The sequence below is a fragment of the Sphingomonas sanguinis NBRC 13937 genome (assembly GCF_001591005.1).
GTDB classification, from domain to species: Bacteria; Pseudomonadota; Alphaproteobacteria; order Sphingomonadales; family Sphingomonadaceae; genus Sphingomonas; species Sphingomonas sanguinis.
This window is the reverse complement of sequence record NZ_BCTY01000064.1, coordinates 1-15087: the sequence shown is the minus strand read 5'-3', so window position 1 is coordinate 15087 and position 15087 is coordinate 1. Positions and strand designations below refer to the sequence as shown.

Annotated in this window: 15 protein-coding genes; 8 read left to right on the top strand and 7 right to left on the bottom strand. The window is 67.4% G+C overall.

Translation table 11 applies throughout. From position 1 onward, the window contains the following. Positions 1–186: 186 nt before the first annotated feature. Together SSA01S_RS17190 and SSA01S_RS17185 are read left to right on the top strand one after the other, a co-directional pair. Entirely contained in the window at positions 187–681 is a 495-nt protein-coding gene (locus tag SSA01S_RS17190; protein WP_061781369.1) for a hypothetical protein, read from the top strand. A gap of 70 nt (positions 682–751) precedes the next feature. Further along, positions 752–1708 carry an isopenicillin N synthase family dioxygenase gene (locus SSA01S_RS17185; RefSeq protein WP_061781368.1) on the top strand — a complete coding sequence of 319 codons (957 nt, stop codon included), beginning with the start codon at positions 752–754 and terminating at the stop codon, positions 1706–1708. A gap of 165 nt (positions 1709–1873) precedes the next feature. Here SSA01S_RS17185 and SSA01S_RS17180 read toward each other — a convergent pair whose 3' ends face one another. Further along, complete coding sequence (locus tag SSA01S_RS17180; protein ID WP_061781367.1) at positions 1874–3163, bottom strand: homoserine dehydrogenase; 1290 nt, start codon at positions 3161–3163, stop codon at positions 1874–1876. Between the two features lie 123 nt (positions 3164–3286). Here SSA01S_RS17180 and SSA01S_RS17175 point away from each other — a divergent pair, with 123 nt between their 5' ends. Further along, the gene (locus SSA01S_RS17175) at positions 3287–3850 is read left to right on the top strand and encodes a 3'-5' exonuclease (protein WP_058716974.1); all 564 of its coding nucleotides are present in this window, start codon (positions 3287–3289) and stop codon (positions 3848–3850) included. A 27-nt stretch (positions 3851–3877) separates the two neighbouring features. Here the strand turns inward: SSA01S_RS17175 and SSA01S_RS17170 are convergent, their stop codons facing one another. The 6 genes from SSA01S_RS17170 to SSA01S_RS17150 all read right to left on the bottom strand — a co-directional run bounded on the left by SSA01S_RS17170 (position 3878) and on the right by SSA01S_RS17150 (position 7127). Further along, positions 3878–4315 (bottom strand): hypothetical protein, encoded by a 438-nt coding sequence (locus SSA01S_RS17170; protein WP_156477905.1) that lies wholly within the window; start codon positions 4313–4315, stop codon positions 3878–3880. 13 nt (positions 4316–4328) lie between these two features. Further along, on the bottom strand, positions 4329–4730 hold the full coding sequence (locus SSA01S_RS17165) for a hypothetical protein (protein WP_240955011.1): 402 nt from the start codon (positions 4728–4730) through the stop codon (positions 4329–4331). 117 nt (positions 4731–4847) lie between these two features. After that, the gene (locus SSA01S_RS17160; RefSeq protein ID WP_167348939.1) at positions 4848–5264 is read right to left on the bottom strand and encodes a hypothetical protein; all 417 of its coding nucleotides are present in this window, start codon (positions 5262–5264) and stop codon (positions 4848–4850) included. A 69-nt stretch (positions 5265–5333) separates the two neighbouring features. Continuing rightward, entirely contained in the window at positions 5334–5597 is a 264-nt protein-coding gene (locus SSA01S_RS19665; protein ID WP_156477903.1) for a hypothetical protein, read from the bottom strand. Between the two features lie 52 nt (positions 5598–5649). Continuing rightward, positions 5650–6084, bottom strand: a complete 435-nt coding sequence (locus tag SSA01S_RS17155; protein WP_058733610.1) for a CoA-binding protein — start codon at positions 6082–6084, stop codon at positions 5650–5652. Positions 6085–6176: 92 nt separating this feature from the next. Further along, complete coding sequence (locus SSA01S_RS17150) at positions 6177–7127, bottom strand: Mrp/NBP35 family ATP-binding protein (RefSeq protein ID WP_061781364.1); 951 nt, start codon at positions 7125–7127, stop codon at positions 6177–6179. 71 nt (positions 7128–7198) lie between these two features. Between SSA01S_RS17150 and hflK the strand changes: the two genes are divergently transcribed. The 5 genes from hflK to SSA01S_RS17125 all read left to right on the top strand — a co-directional run bounded on the left by hflK (position 7199) and on the right by SSA01S_RS17125 (position 14992). Continuing rightward, entirely contained in the window at positions 7199–8341 is a 1143-nt protein-coding gene (gene hflK, locus SSA01S_RS17145; RefSeq protein ID WP_061781370.1) for a protease modulator HflK, read from the top strand. Further along, the gene (gene hflC, locus SSA01S_RS17140; protein ID WP_153006979.1) at positions 8338–9204 is read left to right on the top strand and encodes a protease modulator HflC; all 867 of its coding nucleotides are present in this window, start codon (positions 8338–8340) and stop codon (positions 9202–9204) included. The genes hflK and hflC overlap by 4 nt, the downstream gene beginning before the upstream one ends. Positions 9205–9311: 107 nt before the next feature. Then, positions 9312–10838 (top strand): Do family serine endopeptidase, encoded by a 1527-nt coding sequence (locus SSA01S_RS17135; RefSeq protein WP_061781363.1) that lies wholly within the window; start codon positions 9312–9314, stop codon positions 10836–10838. 100 nt (positions 10839–10938) lie between these two features. After that, positions 10939–12549, top strand: a complete 1611-nt coding sequence (locus tag SSA01S_RS17130) for a helicase HerA-like domain-containing protein (protein WP_156477901.1) — start codon at positions 10939–10941, stop codon at positions 12547–12549. Positions 12550–13015: 466 nt separating this feature from the next. Then, a complete protein-coding gene (locus SSA01S_RS17125) occupies positions 13016–14992 on the top strand; it encodes an OPT family oligopeptide transporter (protein ID WP_061781361.1) in 1977 nt (658 codons plus the stop codon). The last annotated feature ends 95 nt before the right edge of the window (positions 14993–15087 follow it).

Below are 15087 nucleotides of genomic sequence, written 5' to 3'. Positions count from 1 at the left end.
AGGTAACGCATAGGGCTCCCCCTAACTCGTTCCCGAAAACGCCCTTCTAATTGCTGCGTTCCACACGCCGATTACCCTGTCCGATGGGCACCGCCAGCCGAGACGTTCATCCCACCGAAAGCCCGCGCAACGGATGATCCCGACTCTCGGTTATAACGGACACAACAGCTTACGGAGTTTGCCGCGATGACCCTGGTGTCACGAACCACCCTCGCCCTTCCGCTGATGGCGGCACTGGCGCTGTCGGCCTGCGACCGCCCCCAGGGCACGTCGATCACCGTCAACAGCTCGGACGGCGAAACCGTGGCGTCGGTCGATGGCAAGTCGGGCGAGGTGAAGCTGGCGCTGCCGGGTTTCCAAGGGGCGTTCAAGCTGCCCAAGGTTTCGCTGGAGGCGGACAATTTCGAGCTGAACGGCGTGCATCTCTATCCGGGCTCGACCATCCGTAACGTCGATGTCGGCAATGGCCGCGACAAGGCGTTCACCATGACCTTCGACAGCCCCGCCGACCCCGCCACGGTGCGCGGCTGGTTTCAGGAGAAGATGGGTGAGGCCGATTTCACCCTGACCGACCAGGGCGGCACGCTGGTCGGCAAGACGGCGGAGGAAAAGCCCTTCCGGCTGGACCTGCATTCGGCGGGCGGCGACCGATCGACGGGGACGATCACGTTAGGCGGATAACCTCCCCTGTTCGCGGATGACGGGTGCGTTATATAGGTGGCAGCCTATTCGATTTTCTGGACATATTGCCATGACCAACACCCGCTCCGCCGAGGTTCCGACGCTCAGCCTCGCCGACCAGGACCGCGATCCCGAAGGCTTCGCCGCCGCGCTGGGTGAATCGTTCGAACGGTTCGGCTTTGCCATCGTCGCCGATCACGGCGTCCCCGGCGACCTGATCGACCGCGCCTGGACGCAGACCAAGGCGCTGTTCGACCTGCCCGAGGAAGAGAAGCGCGGCTATCACGTCCCCGGCGGCGGCGGCGCGCGCGGCTATACGCCGTTCAAGACCGAGATCGCCAAGGATGCCAAGGTCGTCGACCTCAAGGAATTCTGGCATGTCGGCCGCGAACTGCCCGAGGGCCATGCTTACGCTGACCGGATGCCCGCCAATATCTGGCCCGACCGGCCGGAGGGGTTTCGCGAGGATTTCATTGCGCTCTTCTCGGCCTTCGACAAGGCGGGCGACCGGCTGCTCTCGGCGATCGCGCGGCATCTGAAGCTGGAGCCGAACTGGTTCGATTCCGCCGTGAAAGACGGTAATTCGGTCCTGCGCCTGCTCCACTATCCGCCGATCCCCGCCGATGCCGAAGGCGTGCGGGCGGGTGCGCATGAGGATATCAACCTCATCACCCTGTTGCTGGGTGCCGAGGAGGCGGGCCTGGAGCTGCTCGACCGCGATTCGGGCGAATGGCTGGCGATCCGCCCGCCCGAGGGAGCGATGGTGGTCAATGTCGGCGACATGCTGCAGCGGCTGACCAACCATGTCCTGCCGTCGACCACGCACCGCGTCGTCAACCCGCCGGTCGAACGGCGCGGCTTCTCGCGCTATTCGATGCCCTTCTTCCTGCATCCCGCGCCCGACTTCCTGATCAAGACGCTGCCGGGTACGGTGAGCGAAGGGCACCCGGATCGTTATCCGGAGCCGATCACGGCGCATGACTATCTGTTCGAGCGGTTGGTGGAGATCGGGTTGATCAAGAAGTGAGGTGGCGGGCTCGGTGAGACACCCTGCCCTCCCCCAGCCCCTCCCGTTTACGGGAGGGGAGTTTAAGAAATTCACATCCGCGTACCAGCCGCTCCCCTCCCGCAAGCGGGAGGGGATGGGGGAGGGTTAGGGTGCCTCGCAGAGACCGAACCCTCCCCCAATAAATCACCCCAGAATATGCATCAGCAACGGCTGCCCGACCAGGCTCTGGCTCCCGCGCAACCGCTCCAGCGCCTGCGCCACCGCGCGCTCCGGCCCCTCATGAGTCACAATCGCGATCATCACGCCGCCGTCCGCCGCCTCGCCGCGCTGGATCAGGCTTTCGATCGACACGCCCGCATCACGCATCGCCGCGGCGATCTCGGCCAGCACGCCGACCTTGTCCTGCACGGTGAAGCGCAGATAGGCGCGGCCGCGTCGCTCGCCGCTGTCCGCTTTCACCGCCGCCGTCAGTTCATGCGCTGGCATGGCGAAGGAGGCGCCATATTCGCCGCGCGCGATGTCGATCAGGTCGGCGACCACCGCGCTGGCAGTCGGGCCATCGCCCGCGCCCGCGCCCTGGAACAGCAGGCGGCCGACAAAATTCCCCTCCGCGACCACCGCATTGGTCGATCCGGTGACATGCGCCAGCGGATGGTCGAGCGGCACCAGATGCGGATGCACCCGCTGGAACAGGCCATGCGGCCCCTCCTCCGCCACGCCGACCAGACGAACACGATAGCCCAGCGACACCGCCTGCGCGATGTCGGCGGCCAGCACGTGCCGCACGCCAGCGATTGCGACGTCACCGAACGCCGGCTGGGTGCCGAAGGCGATGGCGGCCAGGATCGACAGCTTGTGCGCCGCATCCACGCCATCGATATCGAAGCTGGGATCGGCTTCGGCGTAACCCAGGGCCTGGGCTTCCGCCAAAACCTCGGCGAAGTCGCGGCCTTCGGCTTCCATCTTCGACAGGATGAAATTGCAGGTCCCGTTGAGAATGCCGTAAACCCGCCCGATGGCATTGGCCGCCGCGCCCTCGCGCAGGCCCTTGATAACCGGAATGCCGCCCGCGACGGCCGCCTCGAACTTCAACGCGGCGTTCGAGGCCTCCGCCTTCTGCGCCAGTTCCAGCCCGTGATGCGCCAGCATCGCCTTGTTGGCGGTAACGAAGCCGCGTCCGGCGTCGAGCGCGGTGCGCGCCAGCGTCAGCGCGGGGCCGTCCGATCCGCCGATCAGCTCGACCACCACATCGGCATCGGGGTGCGAGGCCAAGGCGGCGGTATCGTCCACCCACTCGAAGCGCGACAGGTCGACACCGCGATCCTTGGTCCGGTCGCGGGCGGAGACGGCGACGATCTCGATCGGGCGACCGGCACGCCGGGTAATCAGGTCACGGTTTGCGTCGAGCAGGCGAATGACGCCGCCTCCCACCGTGCCCAGCCCCGCCAAAGCCACCCGCAATGCGTCGCCCATAATTCTGTCCTGTATCCCGAGCGTGTTGTTGAGATGTGGCGGGTAGCGGATAGAAATGGTCTCTGTCGAGCCATACTGCGACCTTTTATTGCTCGAAACCGACAAAGTCGCTAAAGGCCGCGCATGATCTCCCCCGATTTCGTAGTCATCGATGTCGAGACCGCCTGTTCGCGTACCAGCAGCATCTGCCAGATCGGCATCGTCGGCTATGCGGCAGGGGTGGAGGTGCTCGCCTATGAGACACTGGTCGACCCGTGCGACGAATTCAGCGGCTTCAACATCGGCATTCACGGCATCCGGCCCGAGCATGTGCTGGGCAAGCCGACCTTTGCGATGTTGCATCCCGAGCTGGCCGGGCATCTGGGCGGCCGAGTGACGGTGGCGCATTCGGGGTTCGACAAGGGCGCACTGGGCCGCGCGTGCGAGCGCGACGCGCTGCCCCCGATCGCGGCACGCTGGCTGGACAGCGTGACCATCGCCCGACGCGCCTGGCCCGATCTGCCCAACCACAAGCTCAATACGCTGGCGGCGTTCCTGGAGCTGGAGCACCATCATCACGACGCGCTGAGCGACGCGCGCGCGGCGGGCCAAGTGGTACTGCGCGCGATGGCGGAGACCGGGCTGGGGCTGGCCGACTGGTTCACCCCGCCGCCCTCGGCCAGAGCGCGGGCGCGAGCCAAGGGCTGACCTACCGCATGGCCCGCCGGAACGGGTCTATGGCTCCAGATGCCCCTGGGGCCCCGGGCCATCCAAAGCGATCGGCACACGGTTGCTCTTGTCACGGGACTTGTCGACCAGCTTGCTGATCCCGATCCGCACCTCATTGGCGAGCATCAGCGCAGGCGTCAGCACATCGAATCCCGCCTGACACCCGCCCTGCAATGCGGCGCACGGGATGGAAGCCGCGCGCAGTGCGCCCTCCCCCGTCATGTCGGGATTGGACGGAGTCGGCCCCGTCGGGACTTCACCCCCCAGCCGGGGCGCACGGTCATTGGCCTGACGACGGCCACAGACGATGATGTCCTGATCGGTGCCCGCCGAAGCCGGACAGGGATCGCGCGCGAGGATCGAGAAGCGCTGCGCGCCGGGACCCGGCGGCGGCAGGGGGATTGCGGGCTCCGCCTGGAGCGCGATCAGCAGCAACGGGATCATCGGCGGCATCCTGTCACGGTGCGGGCTTGCGCAGGGTCATGCCCCCATTGCCGGGCGGATTCGTGTCCATCGTCACGCCCGCAAAGCCGCCGCCGACCAGGAACGGCGACATGTCCTTGATCGGATTGCTCCGCGCGAGCAGCCGGGTACGTTCCTCCATCACCCCCTCATGCCGCCGATCGCCAGGCTCGGGCGGCACGTCGAAGGGGATGCGGAACCGGTCGGCATTGCGACGGCCGCAGACGGTCAGGTCGGTGCTGTTGGGATTGTAGACGCATCGTATCTCGACACTGGTCAGTTGCCGGGTCCTGGCCACGATCATGTCCACGGAAGGGGATGGTGGCGGGGGCGGCGACGCATCCTCGCCCTGCCTCAGCATCGCGGCCATCGCTACGATCAGCATCGTCACGCCCATGACGTCCTCCCGCCATCGCAGGCGCCGATGCGGCTCTGGCTGGCGACTGATCTTGCCATGGGTGGTGGCCGACCGCCAGCGGCTTTGCGATCCCGGTCGAGAGCCGCGTTCCCAGGTTCAGGATTCGAGACGCCCTCGCGGCTCCGGCCCATCCAGCGTGATGGGCACGCGGTTGCTCCTGTCACGGTGTTTGTCGACGAGCTTGCTGATCCCGATCCGCGCCTCATTGGCGAGCAGCAGCGCCGGGCGCTTGAGATCGAGTTGGCTCATGCATCCCCACTGGGTCGCCGCGCAGCTCGGCCCCGCCCGCAAGGCGCCGATGCCCGTCATATACGGGTTGCTCGGCGTCGGGCCGCTCGGCACCGTATCGGGGAGTTCGGGCAACCGATCATCGGTCTGCCGCCGACCGCATACGACGATATCCTTCGCGTTTCCCGCCGACACGGGACAAGGATCGCTCAGCAGGATGGAAAAGCGTTCCGTCCCCGGCCGGGGTGGTGGCGGCACGGATGCAGCCTGCACGGCGAAGAGCAAGAGGGACAGCATCGGCGATCAATCCCCGAGAGTGAAGGTCCACTGTCGAGGCTATCGACCGCCGCGCTCTCAATCAATCGCGGTGCGAAACAGCGTGCGCGGTTTGCTGGTGCAATATTTGTCGCCGACCACCGCGCAATAGGTGCCGTTATTGGCGAAGGCCCTCGCCTTGGAGTCGACAGCCACGCCGTGATCGGGCGCGAGGCGATAGGGGGAAGGGCGCTTGCCGCCATGACACGTCGACAGGGTGCACGCAGGCGTCAGGCGAGGCAGCGTTAGTCCCTGCTCCCCATCGGACGCAGGAGCGACCAGTAACAGCAACAACGGCACCATCGTCCTTCTCCCCTTTTTTGCAGCCCCTTTGGTCCTCGCCCCTGTCGGGACGTCAGTCCTGGCCGACCGGCCCTATGCCCAGCCGAGGTATCTCGATCGCGGGGCAGCGGTCCATGACGACCTTCAGCCCGGCCGCCTCGGCCCGTGCGGCGGCTTCGTCGTTGACGACACCCAGCTGCATCCAGATCGCCTTGGCGCCGATCGCGATGGCCTCGTCGACGATCGCACCCACGGCGTCGGAGCGGCGGAAGATGTCGACGATGTCGATGGAGTCGCCCAGCTGGCCCAGCTCGCGGAAGACGAATTCGCCATGCACATGCTCGCCGGTGATCTGCGGATTGACCGGGATCACGCGGTAGCCATGATCCTGCAACCGCTTCATCACGCCGTAAGAGGGGCGGTCGGGACGATCCGACGCGCCGACCAGCGCGATAGTCCGCGCCGTCGTCAGCAGCTCGCGAATATCCTCATCGGCGGTCAACGGCATCGGTGGTCCCCTTCGTCACCGCCATGCCGGATTTGTCCCTGCAAAAGCGGCGGTCTGTCGCGCTCCAACGCCCCGCCGCTCCGCCGGTTTCATCACAGATTGTCGAGTGCCTCCGCCACCTTCGCCGCGAGCGGGGCGAACACCGTATCGTCCTCCCCCGCCGCCGGGGGCTGGCCCGCGTCCGACGCAGTGCGAATCGCGATGGTCAGCGGCACCCGGCCCAGGAACGGGATGCCCAGCTCCACCGCCGCCGCCTCCGCGCCGCCCGACCCGAACGGGTCGGAGATGCCGCCGCAATGGGGGCAGCAATAGCCCGCCATATTCTCGACCAGCCCGAGGATCGGCACGCCCGCCTTTTGGAACAGGTCGATGGCCCGGCGCGCATCGATCAGTGCCAGGTCCTGCGGCGTCGACACGATCACCGCGCCCGCCGGACGATGCTTCTGCACCATGGTCAGCTGCACGTCGCCGGTGCCGGGCGGCAGGTCGAGCACCAGCAACTCGGTCGCGCCCCAGTCGCCATCGACCAGCTGGCTGAGCGCGCCCGCCGCCATCGGCCCGCGCCAGGCGATCGCCTTGTCGGGCTCGACCAGCTGGCCCATCGACAGGAGGGAAACGCCATAGGGCGTGGGCACGGGTTGCAGCTTGCCGTCCTGCGCGACCGGCTTCACGCCCTCGGCCGCCATCAGGCGCGGCTGCGACGGGCCATAGATATCGGCATCGACCAGCCCCGTCTTGCGGCCGCTGCGCGCCAGCGCAATGGCGAGATTGGCCGACAGGGTGGACTTGCCCACCCCGCCCTTGCCGCTGGCGACCGCGATGATGCGACGCTCGCGCTTCTCGGCGGTCAGGACCACGCGGACCTCCTCGACGCCCGACTGCATCGCGGCGGCCTTGACCTCTTCCTCCAGCGCGTGACGCCCCGCGCCGTCGAGGCCCGTCGTGTCCAGGACGACGCCCGCCCGCGCGCCTTCCATGCGCACATTCGCGCGCTTGCCCGCCACCGCGGCGACTGCCGCCTTTACCGTCTCGATCATGCTCATGGCGGCCAGATAGGATGCGAAGCGCGGCTTGGCACTGTTTTTGTCGGCGAACCGTTCCTATAACGATGAGCATGAGAAAGCTGACGGGCTGGTTTCGACGCCCCCCCATTCTTGCCGCCGAAACGCCGAAGGGCCCCTGGGGCGGGTCCGGCGAGGACTCGGATGGCGGTCCCCGCAACCCCTGGGCCGTGCCGCCGGGCGGCCGCAAGCCCGCTGCGAAACCCACCGCACTGGATGAATTCATCCGCAAGGCGCGCGGGTCTGGCGGCGGCGGTCCGGGCGAAGGCCCCGGCAATGGCGGCGGCTTTGGCGGGATTCCCGGTGCACCCGGCGGCCGGGCGCTCTGGGCGATCGGGGCGGCGATCATCGTCGCGGTCTGGGTGCTCTACACCTCGATCCATCCGATCGGACCGCAGCAGCGCGGCGTCGTCACCTATTTCGGGCGCTATACCGGCATCCTCGAACCCGGTATCCAGATCACCGCCCCGGCCCCCATCGCCAGCGTCCGCGTGCTGGACGTGCAAAAGATCCGCACCGAGAATTTCCCGGAAGGGTCGGGCGAGAATCTGGTCCTGACCGGGGATCAGAACATCATCGACCTCAGCTATTCGGTGCGCTGGGACATCGCCAATCCGCGCGACTTCGCCTTCCGCCTGGCCCAGCCGCAGGAAACGGTTCGCGCCGCCGCCGAAAGCGCGATGCGCGCGGTGATCGCCGAGACCACGCTCGACCAGGCGCTGGGTTCGGGCCGGACCAATATCGGCCAGCGGGTGCAGGAGCTGACCCAGTCGATCCTGAACGAATATCGCTCCGGCGTGCGCATCCAGGGCGTCGAGATCAAGCAGGCCGCCCCGCCGCAGCAGATCGTCGACGATTTCAACAAGGTGACAGCGGCGCAGCAGCGCGCGGTGGCCGACGTCAACCAGGCCAAATCCTATGCCCAGCAGGTCGTCGCCAAGGCCCAGGGTGAGGCGGCGCAGTTCGACAAGGTGTACGAACAATATCGCTTGGCCCCCGAAGTGACCCGCCGCCGCATGTATTACGAGACCATGGAGGCCGTGCTGGCCAAGGCCGACAAGACCATCGTGGAAGCACCGGGCGTAGTCCCCTATCTGCCGCTGTCCAAGGCGACGCCCCGGCCGCTGCAGCCCGAAATCACGGCGACGGCCCCGGCTACGCCGAACCCCACGCCCAACCAGGGAGGCGGCCAGTGAACGGCCTGACCCTTCGCAATCCGATCGTGGCAGCCGTCGCGCTGCTGGTCGCGGTGATCCTGGCGGCGGCGACCTTCTCGATCGTGCGCGAGACGCAGCAAGCGGTGATCTTCCGCTTCGGTCAGCCGCGGCTGGTCGTCAACGGCTATCGCCCCGGTGAGGATATCGGCAACAGCGGGGCGGGCCTGATCGCGCGCATCCCGTTCGTCGACCGCATCGTATGGGTCGACAAGCGCGTGCTCGACCTCGACCTGGAAAAGACCCAGGTGCTGTCGACCGACCAGCTGCGCATGAACGTCGACGCCTTTGCCCGTTTCCGCGTCATCGATCCGCGCCGGATGCTGGCGACGGCGGGCAGCGTCGACGGCGTCATCAACCAGCTGCGCCCGATCTTCGGCTCGGCTTTGCGCAACGAACTGGGCAAGCGGCGCTCGTCCGAACTGCTCAGCCCGGAACGCGGCCAGGTGATGGACGCGATCCAGGTCCGGCTTGACCGGATCGCGCGCCAATACGGCGTGCAGATCGTCGACGTGCGGATCAAGGAAGCCGAACTGCCGTCGGGCACGCCGCTGCAAAGCGCGCTTGCTCGGATGCAGACCGCCCGCCAGCAGGAAGCGATCACCATCGCCGCGCAGGGCCAGAAGCAGGCACAGATCGTGCGTGCCGACGCCGATGCGCAAGCGGCGCAAATCTATGCCCAGGCGTTCGGCAAGGATGCGGGCTTTTATGATTTCTACCGCGCCATGCAGTCCTATCGTCATACCTTCGGCGCGGACGGCTCCAACCAGGAACGCGGCGCGACGCAGATCATTCTGTCGCCCGAGAACAGCTATTTGAAGGAATTCACCGCGCCGGGCCGATAGGTGGAATTTCCACCTTTCCGCTCGTTCATATTCAAGCGTCGTTCAGCCAAACCGTGACAAATAGGCCACGGTCAAACTGAATTTTTCTTTGAGAGGACCCCAGCCCAGTGCGTTACGCCTACGCCATTACCAGTGCGCTCCTCCTCGGTGGCGCGACCGCGACCCTGGCCCTTCAGCCCGGCACCGCCCAGGTCGCGCAGAACGAACCCGGCGCGATCCAGGCGGTCGCCCCGCGCGCCGGCGCGCCGATGAGCTTTGCCGACATGGTCGCCAAGCTCCAGCCAGCCGTCGTCAACATTTCGACCAAGCAGTCGATCACGGTGAAGCAGCAGGCGAACCCGTTCGCGGGCACGCCGTTCGAGGGCTTTTTCGGCATGCCCGGCGGCGGCGGTGGCGGACAGCCCCGCAAGCAGGAAGGGGCCTCGCTGGGGTCGGGCTTCCTGATCTCGCCCGACGGCTATATCGTCACCAACAACCATGTGATCGCGCCGGGCGCGCAGGGTGCGTCGGTCGATTCGATCACCGTCACGCTCAACGACCGCAAGGAATATACCGCCAAGGTCGTCGGCCGTGACGAGACCTCGGACCTCGCCGTCCTGAAGATCGATGGCAAGAACCTGCCCTTCGTCCGCTTCGGCGATTCGTCACGGGCGCGGCCGGGCGACTGGGTGCTGGCGATCGGCCAGCCCTTCGGCCTGTCGAGCACGGTCACCGCCGGTATCGTCTCGGCCGTGCACCGTGTGACCGGTCAGGGCGCCAATGATCGCTTCATCCAGACCGATGCGGCGATCAACCAGGGCAATTCCGGCGGTCCGATGTTCGACATGAACGGCAACGTCATCGGCATCAACAGCCAGATCTATTCGCAGTCGGGCGGCAATATCGGCATCGGCTTCGCCATCCCGGCCGAAGACGCCAAGCCGATCGTCGAGCGCCTGATGAAGGGCCAGAAGATCGAGCGCGGCTATCTGGGCGTGCAGATCGGCGGTCCGGTTACCGATGATGTCGCCGCCTCGCTCGGCATCCCCAAGAACCAGGGGGAAATCATCGCCAAGGTCGAACCCAATGGCCCGGCGGCCAAGGCAGGCCTGAAGGCGTTCGACGTGGTGACCAAGGTCAACGGCCAGGCCGTGACGCCTGAGCAGACCCTGTCCTATCTGATCGCCAATGTTCAGCCGGGCGGCCGTGTCCAGTTGGAAGTGCTGCGCGGCGGCAAACCGGTGTCGCTGACCGCGACCGCCGCGACGCGTCCGTCCAACGAAGCGCTGGCGGCGCAGCTGGGCGACGGTGCCGACGCCTTCCCCGACAGCGACGACGATGCGCAGGTGGCACCGACCGCCGGTGGCGGGCTGGGCCTGTCGGTTCAGCCGCTGACTCCCGCCATCGCGCGGGCGATCAATGTCGATCCGTCGACCCAGGGCGTGGTCATCGCGGCGGTCGATCCGTCGAGCGATGCAGCCTCCAAGCTGAAGCGCGGTGACGTGATCAGCGCGATCAACGGCGTGCCGGTGCGCAGTGCCGAAGACGTGCAGCGCGTCGTCGCCGCCGCCAAGGCCGCCGGGCGTCCGCAAGTGCTGGCGCAGATCACGCGCGGCAAGATCGCCGACCGCCTGATGCCGCTGCGCATCAAGTAAGCCCGGCCTTCATCGGCTGAACGCAAAAGGCCGTCGCATCCCCGGGGTGCGGCGGCCTTTTGCTATTCCCGTCCTCGCGCAGCGCGATAAGATGCGCGCCATGGACGGTATCTTCATCGGCACAGGCGGCGGCAAGCCTCAGGCGATCGACCTCAAGCGCGCGAACCGGCACGGCCTGATCGCGGGCGCGACCGGCACCGGCAAGACGGTGACGCTGCAAACCATGGTCGAGGGGTTTTCGCGCGCCGGGGTGCCCAGCTTCGTCGCCGATGTGAAGGGCGACCTGTCCGGCCTGGGGCTGGCCGGGTCGGCGCTGGGCAAGACCCATGCGGCCTTTTCCGCCCGCGCCGCCGAACTGGGCATGACCGACTGGGCCTATGAGGCTGCCCCCGTCCAGTTCTGGGATTTGTTCGGCACGCAAGGCCACCCGGTCCGCGCCACCGTGTCGGAAATGGGCCCACTGCTCCTCGCCCGGATGATGGGGTTGAACGAGACGCAGGAGGGCGTGCTGACCATCGCCTTCCATCTCGCCGACAAGGAAGGGCTGCTGCTCCTCGACCTGGACGATCTTCAGGCGATGCTGGCCGAGTGCGCCGCCCGCGCCGACGAGCTGACCACCACCTATGGCAATGTGTCGAAGCAGTCGGTCGGCGCGATCCAGCGCGCGCTGCTCCAGCTGCGCACGCAAGGCGCGGAGCATTTCTTCGGCGAGCCCGCGCTCGAACTCGCCGACCTGATCCGCACCGACGATAACGGGCGCGGCGTCGTCAACATCCTGGCCGCCGACCAGCTGATGGCGAGTCCCAAGCTCTACGCCACCTTCCTCCTGTGGCTGTTGTCCGAGCTGTTCGAGCAGCTTCCCGAGATCGGCGACCCCGACAAGCCCAAGCTCGTCTTCTTCTTCGACGAGGCGCACCTGCTGTTCGACGATGCCGCGCCCGCGCTGGTGGACACGATCGAGCGCGTCGTGCGGCTGATCCGGTCGAAGGGCGTCGGCGTCTATTTCATCACCCAAAACCCGATCGACGTGCCCGACAAGATCGCTGGCCAGCTGGGCAACCGGGTGCAGCACGCGCTACGCGCCTTCACCCCGCGCGACCAGGCGGCGGTGCGTTCGGCAGCCGAGACGTTCCGCGCCAATCCCGGCGTCGATGTCGCCACCGCGATTACCGAGTTGAAGGTCGGCGAGGCGCTGGTCTCGCTGCTTCAGCCCGATGGTTCGCCCTCGCCGGTCGAGCGCACGCTGATCGCCCCGCCGCGCAGCAGGGTCGGTCCCGCGACGCCGGAGGAGCGTAAGGTGCTGGTCGAAACCGATGCGGTCGGCACCAAATACGACCAGGCGGTAGACCGCGAATCGGCCGAGGAACTGCTCGCCGCCAAGACCCAGGAGGCCGCCGCCGCCGCTGCGGAGGCCAAGGCACAGACCGAAGCCGATAAACAGGCAGCGCAACAGGCCAAGGCCGAGGCGAAGGCCGCCAAGGAAGCCGAACGCGCCCGCATCGCCGAACAGCGCGAAGCGGCAAACTCTCCCTGGGCCAAGATGGCGACCAGCGCGGCACGCTCGGCCAGTTCCTCAATCGGGCGACAGGTGGCGAACGAGATCGGCAAGCAGGTGTTCGGCAGTGGCTCGCGGCGGCGTTCGAGCAACGCGGGCGGCGGCATCGTCGGCGCGGTGGTGCGCGGGGTGCTGGGAAATCTGTTCCGGGGGTAAGAGCCGTCCCTCAGCCATCCTCCCCGCTATCGCAAGCGGGCCCTCTCTTGGCGGAAGAGGGAGGGTGAAACTCCCGAGCGCCCTTTATTCCCGCTTCCAAACTTCGGGTCAGCCTGAGCACAGTCGAAGGCCAAGAGTTTCAGTCTGCGCAGAAACGTGGACAAGTAGCTCCACCCCGGCGAAGGCCGGGGTCCAGTTGTGGTGCGCTCTCGATGGCGTATCGCCTTGGCCTCCCACGCAGCGTTGTGCGCGCTATATGCTTCGCGGCATCTGGACCCCGGCCTTCGCCGGGGTGAAGCCTGAGGGTGAGCGGTTTCCTTCGGTCTTCGACGTAGGTCAGCCTTAACGGCAGTGGAAAGACTATCACACTCTCCGTTCCCCCTGAACGAAGTCGAACGGCACATGCCCCCGCCTCCCCGCACGGAAACGCTAGGCGCGCGCGCCGCACTCTGCCACATCTGCGCGCATGAGCCGCATTCCCACGACCGCCGCCCCCATCGCCGAACTGACCCTGCGCGGCATCGCGCTGGGCGGCATCATCACGCTGCTGTTCACAGCCGCGAACGTCTATCTGGGGCTGAAGGTCGGGCTGACCTTCGCCACCTCGATCCCGGCGGCGGTCATCTCGATGGCGATCCTGCGCTATCTGCCCAACAGCTCGGTGCTGGAGAACAACATCGTCCAGACGGTCGCCTCGGCGGCGGGGACGCTGGCGGCGATCATCTTCGTGCTGCCCGGCCTGGTCATGATCGGTTGGTGGCAGGGTTTCCCCTATTGGCTGACCGCCGGGATCACCGCGACCGGCGGCATTCTGGGCGTGATGTTCTCGGTCCCGTTGCGTCGCGCGCTCGTGGTCGACACCGACCTGCCCTATCCTGAGGGACGCGCCGCCGCCGAAGTGCTGAAGGTCGGTGCCGGCAGCCGCGAGGGCGAGGCGGAGAGCACGACCGGCCTGCGCCTGATCGTCGTCAACGCCATCGCCTCGGCCGCTTTCGCCGTGCTAACCCAGACCAAGCTCGCGGTCGCCGAGGCCGCGGTCTGGTTCCGCACCGGTGCGGGCGCGACCGGCATTTCGGGCGGGCTGTCCTTCGCGCTGATCGGGGTCGGGCATCTCGTCGGCCTGTCGGTCGGCATTGCCATGCTGGCGGGCATCGCCATCGGCTGGTGGGTGGCGCTGCCCATCCTGACCGCCATGGCCCCCTCGACCGGGCCGGTCGCCGAATGGGCGGGCGGTATTTTCAGCCGTGACGTCCGCTTCCTGGGCGCGGGCGTGATCGGCGTGGCGGCGATCTGGACGCTGTTGAAGATCATCGGGCCGGTCGTCGGTGGCATCCGCTCCTCGCTCGCCGCCTCCTCGGCGCGGCGCGACGGCGCGGTGCTGGCGATCGGCGAGCGCGACCTGCCGATCGGCATCGTCGCCGCCGTGGCGCTGGCGACGCTGGTGCCGATCGCGGGGCTGCTCTGGTCGGTGATCGCGGGCGGGCCGCTGGCGGCGTCGGGTGTGGCGCTGATCGGGGGGGCGCTGCTCTTCATCCTGCTCATCGGCCTCGTGATCGCCGCCGTGTGCGGTTACATGGCGGGCCTGATCGGGGCCTCGAACAGCCCGGTGTCGGGCATCGGCATCCTGTCGGTCCTGGCCGCAGCCCTGCTCCTCGTCGGCCTGTTCGGGCGCGGCACCTCGCCGGAGACGACGCAGGCGCTGGTCGCCTATGCGCTGATCGTGACCGGCATCGTCTTCGGCGTCGCCACCATCTCCAACGACAATCTCCAAGACCTGAAGACCGGCGAGCTGGTCGGCGCGACGCCGTGGAAACAGCAGGTGGCGCTGGTCATCGGTGTCGTCTTCGGCAGCCTGGTGATCCCGCCGGTGCTCGACCTGCTCAATGCGACATTGGGCTTTGCAGGGACCCCGGGCGCGGGGCCCAACGCGCTGTCCGCGCCTCAGGCCGCGCTGATCTCGGCGCTGGCCAAGGGCGTGCTGGGCGGCGATCTCAACTGGGCGATGATCGGAGTCGGTGCGCTGGTCGGGGTCGGTGTGATCGTCGTCGACGAAATCTGTGGCAAGCTCGGCTGGCTGCGCCTGCCGCCGCTGGGCGTGGGGCTGGGCATCTATCTGCCCATGTCGGCGACGCTGCCGGTCGTGATCGGCGCCACCATCGGCCACGCCTATGACCGCTGGGCCAAGCGCAGCGCCAACCCGGAAGCGGCCGAGCGGCTGGGCGTGCTCGCCGCGACCGGGCTGATCGTCGGCGAAAGCCTGTGGGGCGTGGGTTTTGCGGGGATCGTCTACCTCACCAACTCGGACGCGCCGCTGGCGCTGGTCAGTGAGGGTTTCGCTACCCCCGCGCTGGTCGGGGGGACGATCTTGTTCCTCGGGATCGTGGCGGCGCTGTATCGCTATACGCGCCGCCAGGTGGTCAGTCTGCCGCCAGTGGTGCGCTGATCAATTATTCCTCCCCTATAAGGGGAGGTGGCAGGCCGTAGGCCTGACGGAGGGGTGTCGCGCTTTCGATAGGGGGACACCCCTCCACCATGCTT

Bases quoted from the DNA above. Each gene is read 5' to 3' on its own strand.
- SSA01S_RS17130 (WP_156477901.1), top strand. From the start codon at position 10,939: ATGGACGGTATCTTCATCGGCACAGGCGGCGGCAAGCCTCAGGCGATC.
- SSA01S_RS17125 (WP_061781361.1), top strand. From the start codon at position 13,016: ATGAGCCGCATTCCCACGACCGCCGCCCCCATCGCCGAACTGACCCTG.
- SSA01S_RS17175 (WP_058716974.1), top strand. From the start codon at position 3,287: ATGATCTCCCCCGATTTCGTAGTCATCGATGTCGAGACCGCCTGTTCG.
- SSA01S_RS17170 (WP_156477905.1), bottom strand. From the start codon at position 4,315: ATGATCCCGTTGCTGCTGATCGCGCTCCAGGCGGAGCCCGCAATCCCC.
- SSA01S_RS19665 (WP_156477903.1), bottom strand. From the start codon at position 5,597: ATGGTGCCGTTGTTGCTGTTACTGGTCGCTCCTGCGTCCGATGGGGAG.
- SSA01S_RS17180 (WP_061781367.1), bottom strand. From the start codon at position 3,163: ATGGGCGACGCATTGCGGGTGGCTTTGGCGGGGCTGGGCACGGTGGGA.
- hflK (WP_061781370.1), top strand. From the start codon at position 7,199: ATGAGAAAGCTGACGGGCTGGTTTCGACGCCCCCCCATTCTTGCCGCC.
- SSA01S_RS17190 (WP_061781369.1), top strand. From the start codon at position 187: ATGACCCTGGTGTCACGAACCACCCTCGCCCTTCCGCTGATGGCGGCA.
- SSA01S_RS17155 (WP_058733610.1), bottom strand. From the start codon at position 6,084: ATGCCGTTGACCGCCGATGAGGATATTCGCGAGCTGCTGACGACGGCG.
- SSA01S_RS17165 (WP_240955011.1), bottom strand. From the start codon at position 4,730: ATGGGCGTGACGATGCTGATCGTAGCGATGGCCGCGATGCTGAGGCAG.
- SSA01S_RS17185 (WP_061781368.1), top strand. From the start codon at position 752: ATGACCAACACCCGCTCCGCCGAGGTTCCGACGCTCAGCCTCGCCGAC.
- SSA01S_RS17150 (WP_061781364.1), bottom strand. From the start codon at position 7,127: ATGAGCATGATCGAGACGGTAAAGGCGGCAGTCGCCGCGGTGGCGGGC.